18 protein-coding genes are annotated in these 17,048 nt (G+C 65.0%); 10 read left to right on the top strand and 8 right to left on the bottom strand.

Features of this window, described 5'->3' with window-relative positions; translation table 11 throughout:
- Positions 1-16: 16 nt before the first annotated feature.
- The 4 genes from OVO38_RS04485 to mptB all read right to left on the bottom strand — a co-directional run bounded on the left by OVO38_RS04485 (position 17) and on the right by mptB (position 4,627).
- Entirely contained in the window at positions 17-880 is an 864-nt protein-coding gene (locus OVO38_RS04485) for a COX15/CtaA family protein (protein WP_095276767.1), read from the bottom strand.
- Between the two features lie 269 nt (positions 881-1,149).
- Positions 1,150-1,851: an ABC transporter permease gene (locus tag OVO38_RS04480; protein WP_095276769.1), complete on the bottom strand. Its 702-nt coding sequence runs from the start codon at positions 1,849-1,851 to the stop codon at positions 1,150-1,152.
- A 151-nt stretch (positions 1,852-2,002) separates the two neighbouring features.
- Positions 2,003-2,947 (bottom strand): ABC transporter ATP-binding protein, encoded by a 945-nt coding sequence (locus tag OVO38_RS04475; protein WP_095276477.1) that lies wholly within the window; start codon positions 2,945-2,947, stop codon positions 2,003-2,005.
- A 6-nt stretch (positions 2,948-2,953) separates the two neighbouring features.
- Complete coding sequence (gene mptB / locus OVO38_RS04470; RefSeq protein WP_173783214.1) at positions 2,954-4,627, bottom strand: polyprenol phosphomannose-dependent alpha 1,6 mannosyltransferase MptB; 1,674 nt, start codon at positions 4,625-4,627, stop codon at positions 2,954-2,956.
- A gap of 166 nt (positions 4,628-4,793) precedes the next feature.
- Between mptB and OVO38_RS04465 the strand changes: the two genes are divergently transcribed.
- The 9 genes from OVO38_RS04465 to OVO38_RS04425 all read left to right on the top strand — a co-directional run bounded on the left by OVO38_RS04465 (position 4,794) and on the right by OVO38_RS04425 (position 13,139).
- The gene (locus OVO38_RS04465; protein WP_095276480.1) at positions 4,794-5,534 is read left to right on the top strand and encodes a helix-turn-helix transcriptional regulator; all 741 of its coding nucleotides are present in this window, start codon (positions 4,794-4,796) and stop codon (positions 5,532-5,534) included.
- Positions 5,521-6,966, top strand: a complete 1,446-nt coding sequence (gene sufB / locus OVO38_RS04460; protein WP_095276483.1) for a Fe-S cluster assembly protein SufB — start codon at positions 5,521-5,523, stop codon at positions 6,964-6,966. Before OVO38_RS04465 ends, sufB begins: the two co-directional genes overlap by 14 nt.
- A 5-nt stretch (positions 6,967-6,971) precedes the next feature.
- Positions 6,972-8,144 (top strand): Fe-S cluster assembly protein SufD, encoded by a 1,173-nt coding sequence (sufD, locus tag OVO38_RS04455; protein WP_095276487.1) that lies wholly within the window; start codon positions 6,972-6,974, stop codon positions 8,142-8,144.
- 69 nt (positions 8,145-8,213) lie between these two features.
- The gene (gene sufC / locus OVO38_RS04450; RefSeq protein ID WP_095276490.1) at positions 8,214-8,969 is read left to right on the top strand and encodes a Fe-S cluster assembly ATPase SufC; all 756 of its coding nucleotides are present in this window, start codon (positions 8,214-8,216) and stop codon (positions 8,967-8,969) included.
- Complete coding sequence (locus OVO38_RS04445) at positions 8,969-10,228, top strand: cysteine desulfurase (RefSeq protein WP_095276493.1); 1,260 nt, start codon at positions 8,969-8,971, stop codon at positions 10,226-10,228. Before sufC ends, OVO38_RS04445 begins: the two co-directional genes overlap by 1 nt.
- Positions 10,225-10,677 carry a Fe-S cluster assembly sulfur transfer protein SufU gene (gene sufU / locus OVO38_RS04440; protein ID WP_267207844.1) on the top strand — a complete coding sequence of 151 codons (453 nt, stop codon included), beginning with the start codon at positions 10,225-10,227 and terminating at the stop codon, positions 10,675-10,677. Before OVO38_RS04445 ends, sufU begins: the two co-directional genes overlap by 4 nt.
- Positions 10,678-10,680: 3 nt before the next feature.
- The gene (locus tag OVO38_RS04435; protein ID WP_095276499.1) at positions 10,681-11,121 is read left to right on the top strand and encodes a metal-sulfur cluster assembly factor; all 441 of its coding nucleotides are present in this window, start codon (positions 10,681-10,683) and stop codon (positions 11,119-11,121) included.
- Between the two features lie 108 nt (positions 11,122-11,229).
- Entirely contained in the window at positions 11,230-12,858 is a 1,629-nt protein-coding gene (locus tag OVO38_RS04430) for an ABC-F family ATP-binding cassette domain-containing protein (RefSeq protein WP_095554897.1), read from the top strand.
- Between the two features lie 32 nt (positions 12,859-12,890).
- Positions 12,891-13,139, top strand: coding sequence for a PLDc N-terminal domain-containing protein (locus tag OVO38_RS04425; RefSeq protein ID WP_239213878.1), 249 nt, complete (start codon positions 12,891-12,893; stop codon positions 13,137-13,139).
- Here OVO38_RS04425 and OVO38_RS04420 read toward each other — a convergent pair.
- Entirely contained in the window at positions 13,136-14,506 is a 1,371-nt protein-coding gene (locus OVO38_RS04420) for a PFL family protein (protein ID WP_239213867.1), read from the bottom strand. The genes OVO38_RS04425 and OVO38_RS04420 overlap by 4 nt on opposite strands.
- Positions 14,507-14,516: 10 nt before the next feature.
- Complete coding sequence (locus tag OVO38_RS04415) at positions 14,517-14,786, bottom strand: ACT domain-containing protein (protein WP_095545754.1); 270 nt, start codon at positions 14,784-14,786, stop codon at positions 14,517-14,519.
- Positions 14,787-14,870: 84 nt separating this feature from the next.
- Here OVO38_RS04415 and OVO38_RS04410 point away from each other — a divergent pair, with 84 nt between their 5' ends.
- On the top strand, positions 14,871-15,614 hold the full coding sequence (locus OVO38_RS04410; RefSeq protein ID WP_239213864.1) for an NAD(P)-binding oxidoreductase: 744 nt from the start codon (positions 14,871-14,873) through the stop codon (positions 15,612-15,614).
- Positions 15,615-15,644: 30 nt separating this feature from the next.
- Here OVO38_RS04410 and OVO38_RS04405 read toward each other — a convergent pair whose 3' ends face one another.
- Positions 15,645-16,400 carry a glutamine amidotransferase gene (locus tag OVO38_RS04405; protein WP_239213861.1) on the bottom strand — a complete coding sequence of 252 codons (756 nt, stop codon included), beginning with the start codon at positions 16,398-16,400 and terminating at the stop codon, positions 15,645-15,647.
- A 24-nt stretch (positions 16,401-16,424) separates the two neighbouring features.
- Positions 16,425-16,991 (bottom strand): TetR/AcrR family transcriptional regulator, encoded by a 567-nt coding sequence (locus tag OVO38_RS04400; RefSeq protein ID WP_095276521.1) that lies wholly within the window; start codon positions 16,989-16,991, stop codon positions 16,425-16,427.
- Positions 16,992-17,048 lie beyond the last annotated feature (57 nt).

Genomic DNA, 17,048 nt, shown 5'->3' with positions numbered 1-17,048 from the left:
CGGTGTGCGTGGGAGGTTAGACGAGTGTGGGGAGACGACGCGAACTGTGCGCCCACAGGAAGGCGGTAAACGCGACGACGGTGGACGACATTGCGATGTGCGCCGGGATGGTCCAGCGCGGGACGCCGAGCCTGAACTGGATGACGCCGATCGCCCACTGGATCAGGATGAGCACAATGAGGACGAGGGCGGTGCGCATCGCGTCGCTCGGCGCCTTGTGGCGGCGCAGCTTGTACACGGTGACCAGCGTGGCAATGAGGTAGAGGTACAGGCAGATTGCGTGGACGTACGCAAGGACCCTGGTGTCCATCTCGAGGCGGCCCTCCAAACCGGCGGTGGCGTCGCCGGCGTGCGGACCGGAGCCGGTGACCATGGTGCCCGTCACCAGGACGAATACTAGCGCGATGGCGGCGATGATCGCCCAGGTCACGGCGGCCTTGGGGACGCGCCTCGTCGGGGCGACATCATCCGGCTCCGCAATGCGCATGTAGAGCACGGCGGCGACGGCGACCAGCACCATCGAGGGCAGGAAGTGCACGGCGACGGCCCACCACTTCAGGTCCAGGAGGACGGAGATGCCGCCGATGATGGCCTGCAGGACGACGCCGCCGAGTGAGACGGCTGCGAGCGACTTGATACCGGAGCGACGACCCGTGCGGACGACCGCGACGAGGACAGCGATGGATGCTGCGGCAACAACGAAGGTGAGCGTGCGGTTGCCAAACTCGATGAGCTGGTGGATCCACGGAGCCGACCCCGCGACAGGGACGAGCGAGCCCTGGTGGCACATCGGCCAGGTATCACAACCCAGGCCGGAGCCGGTGACGCGGACGAGCGAACCTGTGACGGTGATGCCGCCCTGGCACAGCAACAGGATCATGGCCAGAATGCGCTGCACCTTGAGCGATGCCCCCTTTGGTGCATCCACGGCCTGTGCCGAATCGCTGGTGGTGTGGCTGGAGTTGTGCTCAGTCTGGGGAGACCCCAACTGCGGAGAAGACACGAGGCGCGCTCCCTTTCACGTGTGCAGTTTTGCAGTGCAACTTTAGTTTGAGAAATGACTGCTTCAGCTTAACGCATGACGCCCCAAACTCCGAGATCCGATTGGGCGTGGAGCGAGTTGAGCTCCGCAGCGGTGCGCCACAGGAGCTACCCCTCGAAGCGGAACCAGCGGGCCGCGGCCGCCATGGCCGCCCCAGCCCAGCACACGAGCGACAGCCACGCCTGCCAGTGGAAAGAAAGCTCGAGCGCCTTGGTCAGGGCGCCAGCGAGCGCCACCGTGGGGACCGCGTTCCACCAGCCGGCGTCTCCGACGTCACCGCTGTACTGCACCCACCCGAGCACGCCCATGAGGACAAGCCAGATGAGGTTTGCCAGAGCTAGGACCAGCTCGGAGCTGAGTGTGCCTCCCATGAACAGTCCCATTGCTGTGAACGCGGCGACGCCGACCAGCAGGGTGATCAGGCCGCATAGGGCGCCGAGCACACTGACGCGCCATCCCAGCGCAACGGCGAGCGCGCCCAGGACGATGATCTGCACCGCAACGGTGGCCAGGACGCCGATGATTTTTCCAGCGATGATGGTCCACGGCGGCACCCCGGAAGCGCCGGTTCGCTTCAGCGCACCGTAGCGGCGGTCAAACGCTAGAGCGATGGCCTGGCCAGTAAAGCCCGCGCTTGTGGTGGCGACGGCGAAGACCATCGGCACCAGCTGATGGAAGTCGGTATCGCCGAAGACTGGAACGATCGCTGCCGCCACGAGCAGCGCCGCGGGGATGACCAGGTTGAGCAGCAGCTGCTCGCCGTGGCGCAGCATGAGCTTCGCCTCGATCCGCCCCTGGGCGACCGCCATTGCGGCCACGGAGGCGCGCTGCGGGCGGGGAGTAAACGTGCCCGGCGCGAGCTTGGGATTGGGGGCTGGACCGTCCTGGGATCGGTGCAGCTGTGCATCATGGGCTGTCGTCATGGTGTACCTCCTCTAAGTTTTCAAGTAACGGTCTGCGCTAGCTGCGCAGCTCTCGGCCGGTGATGTCGAGGAAGACGTCCTCAAGGTTTCGATGCGACACGCTGAGTTCGCGCAGCAGGACATCCTGCTGGGCCGCGGCGTGCGCGATGGCCTCAACCAGCTGGGGGCTGCCGTCGCCGCGCACGCGGTAGGAGAGCGGCCTGACGTTTTCCGCTTCTCGGTCCGCAGCGCCGAACGCGCGCAGCGAGTCGTTGAACGTTTCCAAGTCCAGCGCTTGCGCGGTTCCGAACGATACGAGCGGGTAGTCCTCGTGGGAGGTGAGCTCCGCCGGCTCGCCGGTGGCAACGACGCGCCCCCGATCCACAATGACCACGCGGTCTGCCAGCGATTCGGCCTCGTCCATCAGGTGGGTGGTCAGCACGATCGTGGTGCCATCGCGCTTCATCGCATTGACCAGCTCCCACACCGCGAGCCGGGACTGCGCGTCCATGCCTGCGGTGGGTTCGTCGAGGAAGAGGAGCTCGGGCCTGCCGATAATGGCCAGGGCGAGGGAGAGTCGCTGCTGCTGCCCGCCGGAAAGTCTGCGGTACGTCGTTGACGCTACCCCCTCGAGCCCGAGCAGCTCGATGAGCCAGTCGGGGTCGTGCGGGTCCTCGTTGTAGGACGCCGCGAGGTGCAGCATCTCCCGCACCTTGACCCCGGAGTATGATCCGCCGCCCTGGAGCATGATGCCGATGCGGTCTCGAACCCGCTGTGGCTCGGTCGCGGGGTCGTACCCTAAGACTCGGATGGACCCGGAGGTCGGCTGCGTGAACCCCTCACACATCTCGATGGTGGTGGTCTTGCCCGCCCCGTTTGGCCCCAGCAGCGCGAGAAGCTCGCCGCGTTGAGCGGTGAATGAGACCTCGTCGACTGCGCGCTTGGGCCCGAATTGCTTGACTACCTCGTTGAGCACGAGGGCTTCAGGTTCCATGCTTGGCATGGTTGGTTAGTGTAGACCTCTCCCGGCCGTACGGCGGTACCAGAACCACGCTGCGGCGCACATGACCGCAAACCACACCGCGGCAGCGAGATAAATCGTCGCGACGGTCCCCGGCGGCAGCGCGAGCCCGCGCGGCAGCACCAAGAAGCTAAAAAGCGCAGAGTAGATCGCGACGGCAGCCCGGAAGAAGAAGCGATTCGCCCACGCCGCGAGCGGCAGGATCCCCCAGAGCGGATACCAGGGGTGAACCACTGGGAAGAGCAGGACGAGGACGAGCGTTGCCACACCCAGCCCGCCGACAGGGTGGATGGAGCCGCGGAATGTCGCCCAGAGCATGCGCACGAGGAACGCGCCGGCCACGAGGAGCCCCACGCCGCGCGTGATGCCCAAGATCGCCTCCGTGTGATCGCCCAGCTGCAGCAGCATCCCCGTAACACCGCTGATCACGCCGATGTCCGTGGTCAGCGACAGCCAGCTGCGGATCGTCGCCGCGCCGCCTTGCCCGGTGACCCACCCAAGCCCGATTCCGGTGAACCAGGAGATCAGCCCAGCCGTCACCGCAAGGCACCCCGCCTGGACGAGGGCCGCGGTGCAGATTGCGCTTATCGACGCCCGCTTGCCCCCACCTCGCGCCCACACCCGCGCCAGCGCCATGCCCGTAAACCCGAGGGCGATGAACCCGGTGACCTTGACCAGCCCGCCGCAGGACAGGAGCGCCCCCGAGAGGAGGAACAGCGCCCACCCCCGACGCCGCTGCCCGCCGGCCGCAAGCGCGTCGATAGCCCGTAGCCCTACCTCCATACCGACGAGAAGGAACCCGAGCATGATCGACTCGTTGTGGATGCCGGCAATGAGGTGCAGGATTGCCAGCGGGTTCAAGACCCCCAGCCAGAGTGCGGTCGCGCCATGTACGCCGCACCGCCGGGCCAGCGCGCGGATACCCCACGCCGCGGCTACCACGCCCGCGAGCGACAAGACGCGGTGGCACAGAACCCCGAAGTAGATCGAATCCTGGGTGATCCATGACACCGCGGAAGCAATCCCGAGCGCAACGGGGCCGTACGGGCTGGGGGAGTGTGCCCAAATGAACGGGACGGATCGGGCGAGCCGGTCCTCGGTGCCCAGCAGCTCGACGGGGCCCGCGGCGTAGGGGTCCAGCCCTTGCCGAACGATGGATCCCTGGGCGAGGTAGGAGTAGATGTCCTGGGTGAACAAGGGCGCGGTGAGCAGCAGGGGCGCCGCCCACACAAGAAAGGTCCGAAACACCACCCGGGCGCTGATTCGCGCGTGATTGGACCCGGCACCGACAAACGGCCCCATGAGCAGCCACGCGACCACGAGGCAACCGACTCCGATGAGCACGAGGGAGGACGAGGCTTGCAGCATCCTCCCCATAAACGCGCCGCCGGGGAGGTCGAACCAGGGGTTGTCCACCACGGGCAGCGCGCCGCCGCCCAGCCCACCGAGGCCGATCAGGAGCGTGCCGACCGCACCCAACCAGCGAAGGAGTGCGAAGCGGTTGAGCTCAACGACGGACGCGCGAACCCCCTCGTCCGAAATCCCAGCGCGGTGCAGCGCGGCTGAGCGGGAGCCGGGCGCACCGAATCGGGGCAGGGCGTCGACAAGCGTGGACGGCCGCGTGGTCTCGGGGGCGTGGCGTGCAGGGGTCACATCACGCATTCTAAGGCCCGGGTGCTCGAAGAGCGGCAATGCTTTGCGACACGCTGGGGACCCGCCGCAGCGGAAATATTTTGGAAACACTAGTGTTGTGTAAAGGCGAAAGGATCGTCCTTTTGTCACCGGAATTCGCGGAGACGTCGAGCGACACGGAAGCTGAGGTGAAGCAATGGCCGAGCAGCACCACGCTGCGGGGAGCGATACCCGCGGCGAAGTCATGCGCGCGCTTCTCACGCTTGGCCCGGTGACCGCCACCGACATAGCCGCGCAATTAGGCCTTTCTGCCGCCGGTGTGCGCCGCCACCTTGACAAACTCATTGAGTCGGAACTGGCGGAGACGTGCGGTCCGCGCGCCATCGCCGGAGAAGAAGCGACGCGGGGGAGACCTGCCAAGCACTTCCGGCTCACTGACAGCGGGCGGCGCTCATTTGGCACGCAATATGACGACCTCGCGGTCGAGGCCGTCGAAATGATTAAGACACTCGGGGGTGAGGCGGCCGTGCGCGATTTTGCCCGCGCCCGGATTGACAAGATCCTCCGGGGTGTCGACGGGGCCTCCGGGGCCCACACATCGCCGAAAGGAGACAGCGAGGCGGCGCGCACGCAGGCTACCGTTGAAGCTGTCGCCGAGGTGCTTGATCAACATGGGTACGCGGCAACGGTGAGCGCCGTTGGCAACGGAATCCAGTTGTGCCAGCACCACTGCCCAGTCTCCGAAGTTGCGTCCGCGCACCCGGAGATCTGCGAGGCAGAGCACGAGGCGATCTCGGCTCTGGTGGGCAAACACGTGCAGCCGCTCGCGCTGATCGCAGACGGCAACGGCATCTGCACAACCAACATTCCACTCGCCGCTACCGCTACGGCGGCGGGAACCATAAACGAAAGGAGCGGAGACTATGACGAAAGCTAACCCCGCACCCGGCCTGGACAAGCCGATGAATGATGATGAGATCATCGACTCCATCGGCGCCTACAGCTACGGCTGGCACGACTCCGATGTGGCCGGCGCCTCCGCACGGCGCGGTCTGAACAAGGACGTTGTCAAGGACATCTCCGGGATCAAGAACGAGCCGGAATGGATGCTCAACCAGCGCCTCAAGGCGCTCGACATCTTTGACAAGAAGCCGATGCCGACCTGGGGCGCAGACCTCTCCGACATCGACTTCGACAACATTAAGTACTACGTGCGCTCCACGGAGGAGCAGGCGGCCTCGTGGGACGATCTTCCGGAGGACATTAAGCACACCTACGACAAGCTCGGTATTCCTGAGGCGGAGAAGCAGCGTCTCGTCGCCGGCGTTGCGGCTCAGTACGAGTCCGAGGTGGTCTACCACCAGATCCGCGAGGACCTGGAGGAGAAGGGCGTTATCTTCGTCGACACCGATACCGCGCTGCGCGAGCACGAGGAGCTGTTCAAGGAGCACTTCGGCACGGTGATTCCGGCCGGCGACAACAAGTTCTCGGCACTGAACTCCGCTGTCTGGTCTGGTGGTTCCTTTATCTACGTTCCGCCGGGGGTCCACGTGGACATCCCGCTGCAGGCCTACTTCCGCATCAACACTGAAAACATGGGCCAGTTCGAGCGCACTCTGATCATCGTGGATGAGGACGCGTACGTCCACTACGTCGAGGGCTGCACCGCCCCGATCTACAAGTCGGACTCCCTGCACTCCGCGGTCGTGGAGATCATCGTGAAGAAGGGCGGCCGCTGCCGCTACACCACGATCCAGAACTGGTCCGGCAACGTGTACAACCTGGTGACCAAGCGCGCGAAGGCCGAAGAGGGCGCCACCATGGAATGGGTCGACGGCAACATCGGCTCGAAGGTGACCATGAAGTACCCGGCCGTGTGGATGACTGGTGAGCACGCGCGTGGCGAGGTCCTTTCCGTCGCGTTTGCGGGTGAGGGCCAGTTCCAGGACACCGGCGCGAAGATGACCCACATGGCACCGCACACCTCCTCGTCCGTGGTGTCCAAGTCCGTGGCTCGCGGCGGCGGACGTTCCGCGTACCGCGGCCTGATTCAGGTGAACGCGAACGCGCACCACTCCACCTCCAACGTGGAGTGCGACGCCCTGCTGGTGGACGACATCTCCCGTTCCGACACGTACCCCTACAACGACATTCGTAATGACCGAGTCACCCTCGGCCACGAGGCGAAGGTTTCCAAGGTCTCCGAGGAGCAGCTGTTCTACCTCATGAGCCGCGGCATTCCGGAGGAAGAAGCAATGGCTATGATCGTGCGCGGCTTTGTCGAGCCGATCGCCAAGGAGCTCCCGATGGAGTACGCCCTTGAACTGAACCGTCTCATCGAGCTGCAAATGGAAGGATCGGTGGGCTAACCCCAATGACCGTCTCTGTTGATCCCGTACAAAACGCCACCCCGCACAACAACAAGGGTGACCTCTTCCAGTCCTTCACCGTCGACGACTTCCCGGTCCCGGGCGGTCGCGACGAGGTCTGGCGCTTCATTTCCCTGCGTCGCCTTCGTGGTCTGCACAACGGCAAGTTCGCTGACGCCGCAAAGGCGCAGGTAAAGATCGACGCCCCCGAAGCGGTCAGCGTCGAAGAGGTCGCAATTGACGACGATCGCCTCAAGGTGGTTGGCGGCGCCGTCGATCGCGTCGCAGCGCAGGCCTGGTCCTCTGCGAAGTCCGGCTACATCGTGTCCATCCCGGCCGATACCGAGCTGGACGAAGACGTGACCATCACCGTGACCGGTGCTGGGGAGGATGTCACCACGTTCGGCAACATCCTGGTTGAATCGGGCACGCACTCCAAGGCGAACGTCATCCTGCGCTACGAGGGCACCGGTACCCACGCCGACAACGTGAACTGGCACATCGGCGAGGGCTCCCGCGTCCACGCGATTGTGGATGCGGAGTGGAACTCCGATGCTGTCCACATCGGACAGCAGTCCGTGCTGGTCGAGCGCGACGCCACGCTGCGCCACCACGTTGCAACGTTCGGCGGCGAGGTCGTCCGCATAACCCCGCGTGTGAAGTTCGCAGCGCCAGGCGGCGACGCGGAGCTGACCGGCGTCTACTTCGCGGACGCGGGCCAGTACATCGAGAACCGCATGCTCGTTGACCACTCCGTCCCGAACTGCCGCTCCAACGTCCTGTACAAAGGCGCACTGCAGGGCGACAAGCAGTCGTCGCTACCGGAGGCCCGCACCTGCTGGGTTGGCGACGTGCTGATTCGCTCCGACGCGAAGGGCACCGACACCTACGAGACGAACCGCAACCTGGTGCTCACCGATGGCGCACGAGCCGACGCGATTCCCAACCTGGAGATCGAGACCGGCGAGATCGCCGGCGCCGGCCACGCAGCGACCGTGGGACGCTTCGACGACGAGCAGCTGTTCTACCTGCGCTCCCGCGGCATCCCGGAGGACGAGGCGACCCGCCTGATCATCCGCGGATTCTTCAACGAGGTCCTCAACCAGATCCCTGTCGAGTCCGTCCGGGACGAACTCATCGCCCGCGTTGCCGGCGAGCTTGAGCGGAGCAACTCCTAAGCGCCCCAGCTACGTCGCTGTACACCTGTAACACCCGCGTCACCGAATAAAGAAAGCTGAAAACACCGAATGTCTACGCTTGAAATTAAAAACCTGCACGCCAACGTCTTGCCCACGGAGGAAGGTCAGGAGCCGAAGCCGATCCTCAAGGGCGTGAACCTGACCATCAAGGCGGGCGAGACTCACGCAATCATGGGCCCGAACGGCTCCGGCAAGTCCACCCTGGCCTACACCCTTGCGGGCCACCCGAAGTACGAGGTCACCGAGGGCGAGGTGCTGCTCGACGGCGAGAACATCCTGGAGATGGAGATCGACGAGCGCGCTCGCGCCGGCCTCTTCCTGGCAATGCAGTACCCGGTTGAGGTCCCGGGCGTGTCTTCGTCCAACTTCATGCGCTCCGCCGTCACCGCGGTGCGTGGCGAGTCCCCGAAGCTGCGCGAGTGGGTTGCTGAGCTCAACGCCGCCCGCGAGTCCCTGCAGATGGACGCCTCCTTCTCCGAGCGCTCGGTCAACGAGGGCTTCTCCGGCGGCGAGAAGAAGCGCCACGAGGTCATGCAGCTCGCGCTGATGAAGCCGAAGTTCGCTGTCATGGACGAGACCGACTCCGGTCTTGACGTTGACGCGCTGCGCATCGTCTCCGAGGGCATCAACAAGTACCAGGAGGAAACCAACGGCGGCGTCCTCATGATCACCCACTACAAGCGCATCCTCAACTACGTCCAGCCGCAGTTCGTGCACGTGTTTGCTGACGGCAAGATCGTGCAGACCGGCGACGCATCGCTGGCAGACCAGCTCGAGGCAGAAGGCTACGAGAAGTTCATCTAATGGGATACGTCAACGACAACGGAACACTCAACGTGGAGGCGATCCGCGCGGAGTTTCCGATCCTGTCGCGCACCGTGAGGGACGGCAAGAAGCTCGTCTACCTCGACTCCGGTGCGACGTCGCAGCGACCGGAACGCGTGTGGAACGTCGAGCGAGACTTCGTCCTCAACACCTTCGCGCCGGTGCACCGCGGCTCCTACCAGCTTGCTGAAGAAGCCACGGATGCCTACGAGACGGCGCGCGATGCCATCGCGGCGTTCGTCGGCGCGGACGGCCACGAAATCGCGTTTACAAAGAACGCGACTGAGGGACTCAACCTCGTCGCCTATGTGCTTGGCGACGAGCGCGCGGGCGATCTCGCGGTACGTGAAGGCGACACCATCGTCATCACCGAGCTTGAGCACCACGCCAACCTCGTGCCGTGGCAGGAACTCGCCGAGCGCACTGGTGCGACCCTGAAGTGGTACGGCATGACGCCGGACGGGCGGATCGATCTGGACTCGCTCGAACTAGACGAGACCGTCAAAGTCGTGGCGTTTACGCACCAGTCGAACGTCACAGGTGCTGTCGCTGACGTGGACGAGCTGGTGCGCCGCGCGAAGGCCGTCGGCGCGTTGACGGTGCTCGACGCGTGCCAATCGGTGCCGCACATGCCGGTCGACCTGCACGCGCTCGACGTTGACTTCGCTGCATTCTCCGGCCACAAGATGTGCGGTCCGTCGGGCGTCGGCGCCGTGTACGGCAAGGGCGACATTCTCAATCAGCTGCCGCCGTTCCTCACGGGCGGCTCGATGATTGAGATTGTGAAGATGGAAAAGACCACCTTCGCGCCGGCACCGCAGCGTTTTGAGGCGGGCACCCAGATGACCAGCCAGGTCGTGGGGCTAGGTGCCGCAGTCGAGTTCCTCAACGAGGTCGGCATGGACGCCATCCATGCCCACGAGCAGGAGCTCACCGCGTACGCGCTCGAGCAGATGCAGGGCATCGAGGGGCTGCAGATCGCGGGGCCGCTCACCGCAGAGCGGCGCGGCGGGGCGATCTCCTTCACCGTCGACGGCGTGCACCCGCATGACCTCGGTCAGGTGCTGGACTCCGAAGGCGTGGCAATCCGCACCGGGCACCACTGCGCGTGGCCTGCCCACCGCGGCCTGAACCTGCAATCCACCTCGCGCGCAAGCTTCTACCTGTACAACACGAAGGAAGAAGTGGATACGCTGGTGGCAGCGATTGGCAAGGCGAAGGAGTTTTTCGCACGATGAACCTTGAATCGATGTACCAGGAAGTGATCCTGGACCACTACAAGAACCCCCAGTACGCCGGGCTGCGCGAGCCGTACGAGGCGGAAGTGCACCACGTGAACCCGTCCTGCGGCGACGAGCTGACGCTGCGCGTTCACCTGTCCGAGGATGGGAATACGGTGGAGGATGTTTCCTACGATGCGGCCGGTTGCTCGATCTCGCAGGCGTCGACAAGCGTGATGGCGGAGGAGCTGAAGGGACTCCCCGTCGAGCAGGCGATGGAGAAGCTGGGGTCGTTCGAGGAAATGATCACCTCGCGCGGCACCATCGAGGGCGATCCGGCGTTGATTGGCGACGGCGTTGCGTTCGGTGGCGTGGCGAAATTCCCGGCGCGCGTGAAGTGCGCACTGCTCGGGTGGAAAGCCTTCGAGGCGGCAACGCACGAGGCCCTGGAGAAAAAGGAGAGCTAGGACATGGCTGAAGACAACGTCAACGAACAGACCACTGCGGCCGACGCTGACGCTGCCAAAGGCGGCTCCGCGTCGAACTTCGGCGGCGCGGGCGAGCGTCCGCCCCAGACCGATGCACAGCTCAAGCTGGCCGGAGAGGTGGAGGCGTTCCTCCGCGACGTGATCGACCCGGAGCTGGGGATCAACGTCGTCGACCTCGGCCTGGTCTACGACCTGTGGATTGAGGAGCGCGACGGCAAGACGATCGCGTGCATCAACATGACGCTCACCTCGCCGGCATGCCCGCTGACAGATGTGCTCGAAGAGCAGGCGCAGCAGGCCGTGGTGGGCAACACCGAGGCGGACGACATCGTGCTCAACTGGGTATGGATGCCGCCGTGGGGCCCGCAGATGATTACTGAAGAGGGCCGCGAGCAGCTCCGCGCTCTCGGGTTCGCGGTGTAGCACCCCTCGGTGTCCCCCTCACGGTTCGCGCCGTGAGGGGGACCTTTTGCATTGCTGACCCGGCTGACCCTGCGGTGTCGATTTGGGGGTGCTTGCTACAGTGATCCCGTGATTGTCACCAATGATCTCGAAGTCCGCGTCGGCGCACGCACGCTCCTGTCTGCGCCCGGTCAGCACCTGCGCGTGCAGCCGGGCGACCGTATCGGGCTGGTGGGGCGAAACGGCGCGGGCAAGACGACGACCATGCGCATCCTCTCGGGGGAAACGGAACCGTATGGCGGTTCGGTGACGCGTTCGGGCGAGATCGGCTACCTGCCGCAGGACTCCAAAGAGGGTGACATCGAGCAGACCGCACGCGCGCGAGTGCTTTCCGCTCGCGGCCTCGACCAGATCCAGCGCTCGATGGCCAAGCAGCAGGAGATCATGGAGACCACCGACGGGGCGGAGCGCGACAAGGCGATTGCCAAGTTCTCCCGCCTGGAGGAGCGGTACCAGGCGCTCGGTGGCTACGAGGCGAACGCGGAGGCGGCGCAGATCTGTGACAACCTCGGCCTGCCCAGCCGAATCTTGGACCAGCAGCTGAAGACCCTGTCGGGTGGCCAGCGCCGCCGCGTGGAGCTCGCGCAGATTCTCTTCGCCTCGCGCCAGGGGTCGGGCAAGTCGCAGACCACGCTGCTTCTCGACGAGCCCACGAACCACCTCGACGCCGACTCGATTAGCTGGCTGCGCAACTTCCTGTCCAAGCACGAGGGCGGCCTCATCATGATCTCGCACGACGTCGAACTGCTCGACGCCGTGTGCAACAAGGTCTGGTTCCTCGACGCCGTCCGCGCCGAGGCGGACGTGTACAACATGGGCTTTGCCAAGTACAAGGACGCACGCGCGCTCGACGAGGCGCGCCGCCGCCGCGAGCGGGCCAATGCGGAGAAGAAGGCGTCTGCGCTGCAGAAGCAGGCGGCAAAGCTCGGTGCGAAGGCCACGAAGGCAGCTGCGGCGAAGCAGATGCTCGCGCGCGCCGATCGCATGATGGAGCAACTCGATGAGGTTCGGGTGGCAGACAAGTTTGCGTCGATTAGCTTCCCTGAGCCCGCGCCGTGTGGCAAGACTCCGCTGCATGGCAAGGGGCTGACCAAGATGTACGGCTCGCTCGAGGTCTTTGCCGGGGTTGACCTGGCGATTGACAAGGGTTCGCGCGTGGTCGTGCTGGGCACCAACGGCGCGGGTAAGACGACGCTGCTGAAGCTTTTGGCAGGTGTGGAGCGCACTGACGGCGAGGGTGGCCTCGTGTCGGGTCACGGGCTGAAGATCGGGTACTTCGCGCAGGAGCACGACACGATCGACGGCGACAAGAGCGTGTGGGAGAACACCATCGAGGCCTGCCCCGACGCCGGCCAGCAGGATCTGCGCGGCCTGCTCGGCGCCTTTATGTTCTCGGGCGACAAGCTCGAACAGCCGGCTGGCACTCTCTCCGGCGGTGAGAAGACGCGCCTCGCGCTCGCCACGCTCGTTTCCTCCCGCGCCAATGTGCTGCTTCTCGACGAGCCCACGAACAACCTGGATCCGCAATCTCGCGAGCAGGTGCTTGACGCGCTCAAGACCTACACCGGGGCCGTCGTCCTGGTCACCCACGACCCGGGGGCGGTGCGCGCGCTCGAGCCGGAGCGCGTGATCATCATGCCCGAGGGCGACGAGGACCTGTGGAGCGACGAGTACATGGAGATCGTGGAGCTGGCGTAGCGGGTTGAGTTCGCCCGGCTAGAGTCGCTGGTATGACGAAGAACAACGACCTCATCACCATGTTCCGCGACGCGTGGAACGCCATGTCGAGCGACCAGAAGACCATCGTCGGCGTTCTGGCCGCCATTGACGCGCTCGGCAAGGCGCTTGCGCTGCGCGACCTGGCGCGTGCGAAAGACGGCAAGGTGCGCGGCCCGAAGTGGCTGTGGGCACCCATCATCGGCGCGGTGAACACGCTTGGCTGGGCGGCCTACTTCCTCATCGGGAGGAAGCGCCACTAGTTCCTAAAACCGTGCACCGGCGCCGGGATGAAGCCGCCGCGCCGGATCATCTCGGCGCTGCCCTTCGTGTTCACCGGAATGACTGGCGCGTAGCCGAGCAGTCCGCCGAAGTTCACCTCGTCGCCCGGCTTCGTGCCCGGGACTGGGATGAGGCGTGCGGCGGTGGTCTTATGGTTCATGATGCCGATCGCGGCTTCGTCGGCAATCATGCCCGCGATGGTTTCGGCCGGGGTGTCGCCGGGGATGGCGATCATGTCGAAGCCGACGGAGCAGATCGAGGTCATCGCCTCGAGCTTGTCCATGGAAATTGCGCCGGAGTGCACGGCGTCAATCATGCCCTGGTCCTCGGAAACCGGGATGAAGGAGCCGGACAGGCCACCGACTCGGGAACAGGCCATCATGCCGCCCTTTTTCACCGCGTCATTGAGCAGGGCGAGCGCCGCCGTAGTGCCGTGGGTGCCCACCTGCTCGAGCCCGATGTGTTCGAGGATGTGCGCCACGGAGTCGCCGACCTCCGCTGTCGGGGCGAGCGAGAGGTCGACGATGCCAAACGGCAAGCCGAGTCGTTCGGCGGCCATATTGCCCACGAGCTGGCCGGCGCGCGTGATCTTAAACGCGGCCTTCTTGATCTCCTCGGCGATCTCGTTGAGCGAAGCACCCTTGAGCGGGGTGATCGCGTTGTCCACGACGCCCGGGCCGGATACGCCGACAGAGACGACGGTGTCCGGCTCCTCAATGCCGTGGAATGCGCCAGCCATGAACGGGTTGTCTCCCACGGCGTTGGCAAACACGACGAGCTTCGCGCAGGCGATGGAGGACTCGTCCTTGGTCAGCTCGGCGGCCTCCTTGACTACCTCGCCCATGCGCGCCACGGCGTCCATGTTGATGCCAGCGCGCGAGGTACCCACGTTCACGGAGCCACAGACGGCCTGGGTCACGCTCAGGGCCTCGGGGATCGAGTCGATGAGACGGCGGTCCGAGGACGTCGTGCCCTTTTCCACGAGCGCGGAGTAACCACCGACGAAGTTCACGCCGAGCTCCGACGCCGCCTTGTCCAGGGCTCGTGCGATGTCGACCGGGTTGCCATCCACGCCGGCGGCGACGAGCGAGACGGGGGAGACGGAGATGCGCTTGTTCACGATCGGGATGCCCAGCTCGCGCTCGATGCCCTCGCATACCTCGACGAGGCGGGCGGCGCGTGCGGTGACGCGGTCGTACACCGCCTGGCAGGTGGCGTCCATGGTGGAGCGGGTGCAGCCGATGAGCGAAATGCCCATGGTCACGGTGCGGATGTCTAGGCGGTAGTCCTCGATCATTTTGATGACGTCGAGGATGTGGCCGGATTTGAAGTCGAAGTCTGTAGCCATCGCGCCGCCCTTAGACTTCGTTCATCGCGGTGAACAGGTCCTCGGACTGAATGCGCACGACCACCCCGAGTGCGTCGCCCACTTGGGCCAGGTGGTCCTGGAGCTCGCCCATATCCGGGGTATCGTCCGGCAATGCGACGCGCATGACCATGGTGAAGTAGTTGTCCATGAGCGTCTGCGAGACGTCGAGAATGTTCAGGTTGCGTTCTGCCGCGGCGCCTGCGACTGCGGCGATGATGCCAACACGGTCCGGGCCGGTAGTCGTAATAATTGCGTGCATGAGGGACCATCATAGTGGCACGTACGGACGCGGGTGAGAGTTGCGCCACAGCAACGCAACTTCGAGTTGGCTACGGTGGATTGCATGACTGATTCAGCGAACACCCCTAATGCTTCTATACCCCAACCGTTTGCCACCACGGCGTCGGAAACGCCTGAGCGCACCGCGCGTGTGCTCGTCATCGGCGCGGGCGGTCACGTGAGCCGCCACTCGGTGCCGCTGCTGGTCCGGCAGGGCCACGAGGTCACCGGCCTTGTGCGCAATCCCGATCACGTCGCCCGCATCGAGCAGGCGGGCGCGCAGGCAACGGTGCGCGACATCACGGAGCTCACCGTAGAGCAGTGGGCGGCGCTGCTGTCCAAGTTTGATGTGGTGGTGTGGTCCGCGGGAGCGGGTGGTAGTTCTGCCGAGGCGACCTACGCTGTGGACCGCGACGCGGCGCTGCGCGTCGTGGAAGCGCTCGAGCAGCTCACCGAGCACACGCCCCGACTCCTCATGGTGTCCTACGCGGGCGCGCGCTTCGCCACCACCGATGATGACGGCGCGTGGTACGCCTACGTCGAGTCCAAAAAGGCGGTCGATGTGCGCATCATGGATAGCGACCTCGAGCAGGTCATTCTTGGTCCGGGCATGCTTGTCGACGGCCCCGTGCCCGGCTACGCCACCATCGACCTCGAGGGCGACGACGCCCAGGGACACCCGCAGACCTCGCGCGAGCTCGTCGCTGAGGTGATCGCCGAGCTGGCTGGTCGCGACAGCGTCAAGGGGATTGCAAACCCATTTGAGTTCCAGAACGGGCAGACCCCGGTGCGCGAGATCGGGCGCTAATCCGCCGCGGGACTCCCTCCAGGGCTCCTGCTACACCTTCGGCGCGTGGGCCGGGCTGCGGTCGAAGCAGTATTGCGCGAAGTTCCGCAGGATCGCGTTGGCCCAGGCAACGTCGTGGTTGGGCAAATCGGTGACGATCCGGGCGTAGTCCTCGGCGGGGAAGTACCCGTAGTTGTAGAAGAAGTCCATCCGGGTGTGCATCGCGGCGGCGTCCATTTCAGCGTGGAACTGGGTGGCCCACACTTGGTCGCCGTAGCGGACCATCTGAACGGGGCAAGTAGGTCCGGTGGCGAGGACGGTAAGCGCCTCCGGGAGACTGTCTACGTCCGGGTTCTCGGTGTGCCCGGTGAGTGCTGTGAACTGCTCCGTGGCGCCGCGCAGCAGCTTGTCGTGGCGGCCGGCGGCCGTCAGCGCAACGCTTGTCGGGCCTGAGTTCTCCGGATGCGTGTGGCCGACGGTGCCACCGAGGTGATCAACCAGCCACGAGATGCCGAAGCAGACGAAAAATACTGGCAGGCCCGATTCGACGACGCCCGCGAGCACCTCGCTAATGTGGCGCTGCCACGGTGAGTACTCGGCGTTGCTGACGTTGAGCGAGCTGCCGCCGATGATGATCCCGCTGATGGTTTCCAGCGAGCCAACTTCCTCGTCGACCCGGTCCAGGATCTTGAGCTCGACGTCAACCTCGCTCAAGCCGGCGGCGTTGAGGACGTCGTGGTATTCGGCACGCGCGATCTCGGGTGCGAGCTCGCCTTGTCGGAGGGAGAGGAAAAGCAGCTTGGACATAGCGGTAATTCTATACCGCTTGGTCTATTTTTCACTAACCGGCTTACGGACCGACTGCTCGACGAGCGAGAGCATGGCCTCCAGGCGCTCGACGGGCTCGCCCGCAGCGAGCTTGACCACGAATCCTTCGAACACCGTCTCCAGGTAAGTCTGGACGACGTCGATGGAGACGTCCTCGCGCATGGCTCGGTTGGACACGATGCGATCATGGACAGCTTGGTCCAGAACCTCTTGGTGAGCGCGCCACCGTTGCTCAAATTCCGGGTCGGTGCGGAGCTTGCGGACGATCTCCGCGCGGGTGACAAACCAGTCGTTCTTTTCGCGGTGGTGGAGCATGTCGCGCATCACCTCGACCAGGCCCTGGTTGCTCACCACCGCCGCCTGCCGCTCCGCGTCCTCGCTCGCGATGGCGAGAAACAGCGCTTCCTTATCCGCAAAGTGGTGGAAGATTGCCCCGCGCGTCTTGCCCGTAGCCTGTTCGAGCTTGGCCACGGTAGCGCCTTCGAAGCCGTAGTGGGCGAAGCAGAGCCGAGCGGCATCAATGATTTCTTGGCGCCGACGTGCGAGTTCGCCTTCACTGACGATGGGCATGCGCGGTGCAATCCTTCCTGTAATAGGGGTGTGGGATGAATGGTTCGGTGGTGAGAA

The sequence above is a fragment of the Corynebacterium sp. Marseille-P8863 genome, assembly GCF_946902955.1.
GTDB classification, from domain to species: Bacteria; Actinomycetota; Actinomycetes; order Mycobacteriales; family Mycobacteriaceae; genus Corynebacterium; species Corynebacterium gottingense.
This window is presented reverse-complemented; position numbering and strand designations above follow the sequence as displayed.

Excerpts from the sequence above, each read along its gene's own strand:
- OVO38_RS04480 (WP_095276769.1), bottom strand. The coding sequence starts at position 1,851 with ATGGCGGTCGCCCAGGGGCGGATCGAGGCGAAGCTCATGCTGCGCCAC.
- OVO38_RS04485 (WP_095276767.1), bottom strand. The coding sequence starts at position 880 with ATGATCCTGTTGCTGTGCCAGGGCGGCATCACCGTCACAGGTTCGCTC.
- OVO38_RS04420 (WP_239213867.1), bottom strand. The coding sequence starts at position 14,506 with ATGGCTACAGACTTCGACTTCAAATCCGGCCACATCCTCGACGTCATC.
- sufC (WP_095276490.1), top strand. The coding sequence starts at position 8,214 with ATGTCTACGCTTGAAATTAAAAACCTGCACGCCAACGTCTTGCCCACG.
- OVO38_RS04465 (WP_095276480.1), top strand. The coding sequence starts at position 4,794 with ATGGCCGAGCAGCACCACGCTGCGGGGAGCGATACCCGCGGCGAAGTC.
- OVO38_RS04410 (WP_239213864.1), top strand. The coding sequence starts at position 14,871 with ATGACTGATTCAGCGAACACCCCTAATGCTTCTATACCCCAACCGTTT.
- sufD (WP_095276487.1), top strand. The coding sequence starts at position 6,972 with ATGACCGTCTCTGTTGATCCCGTACAAAACGCCACCCCGCACAACAAC.
- OVO38_RS04425 (WP_239213878.1), top strand. The coding sequence starts at position 12,891 with ATGACGAAGAACAACGACCTCATCACCATGTTCCGCGACGCGTGGAAC.
- OVO38_RS04445 (WP_095276493.1), top strand. The coding sequence starts at position 8,969 with ATGGGATACGTCAACGACAACGGAACACTCAACGTGGAGGCGATCCGC.
- OVO38_RS04405 (WP_239213861.1), bottom strand. The coding sequence starts at position 16,400 with ATGTCCAAGCTGCTTTTCCTCTCCCTCCGACAAGGCGAGCTCGCACCC.
- OVO38_RS04415 (WP_095545754.1), bottom strand. The coding sequence starts at position 14,786 with ATGCACGCAATTATTACGACTACCGGCCCGGACCGTGTTGGCATCATC.
- sufB (WP_095276483.1), top strand. The coding sequence starts at position 5,521 with ATGACGAAAGCTAACCCCGCACCCGGCCTGGACAAGCCGATGAATGAT.
- sufU (WP_267207844.1), top strand. The coding sequence starts at position 10,225 with ATGAACCTTGAATCGATGTACCAGGAAGTGATCCTGGACCACTACAAG.
- OVO38_RS04435 (WP_095276499.1), top strand. The coding sequence starts at position 10,681 with ATGGCTGAAGACAACGTCAACGAACAGACCACTGCGGCCGACGCTGAC.
- OVO38_RS04400 (WP_095276521.1), bottom strand. The coding sequence starts at position 16,991 with ATGCCCATCGTCAGTGAAGGCGAACTCGCACGTCGGCGCCAAGAAATC.
- OVO38_RS04475 (WP_095276477.1), bottom strand. The coding sequence starts at position 2,947 with ATGCCAAGCATGGAACCTGAAGCCCTCGTGCTCAACGAGGTAGTCAAG.
- mptB (WP_173783214.1), bottom strand. The coding sequence starts at position 4,627 with ATGCGTGATGTGACCCCTGCACGCCACGCCCCCGAGACCACGCGGCCG.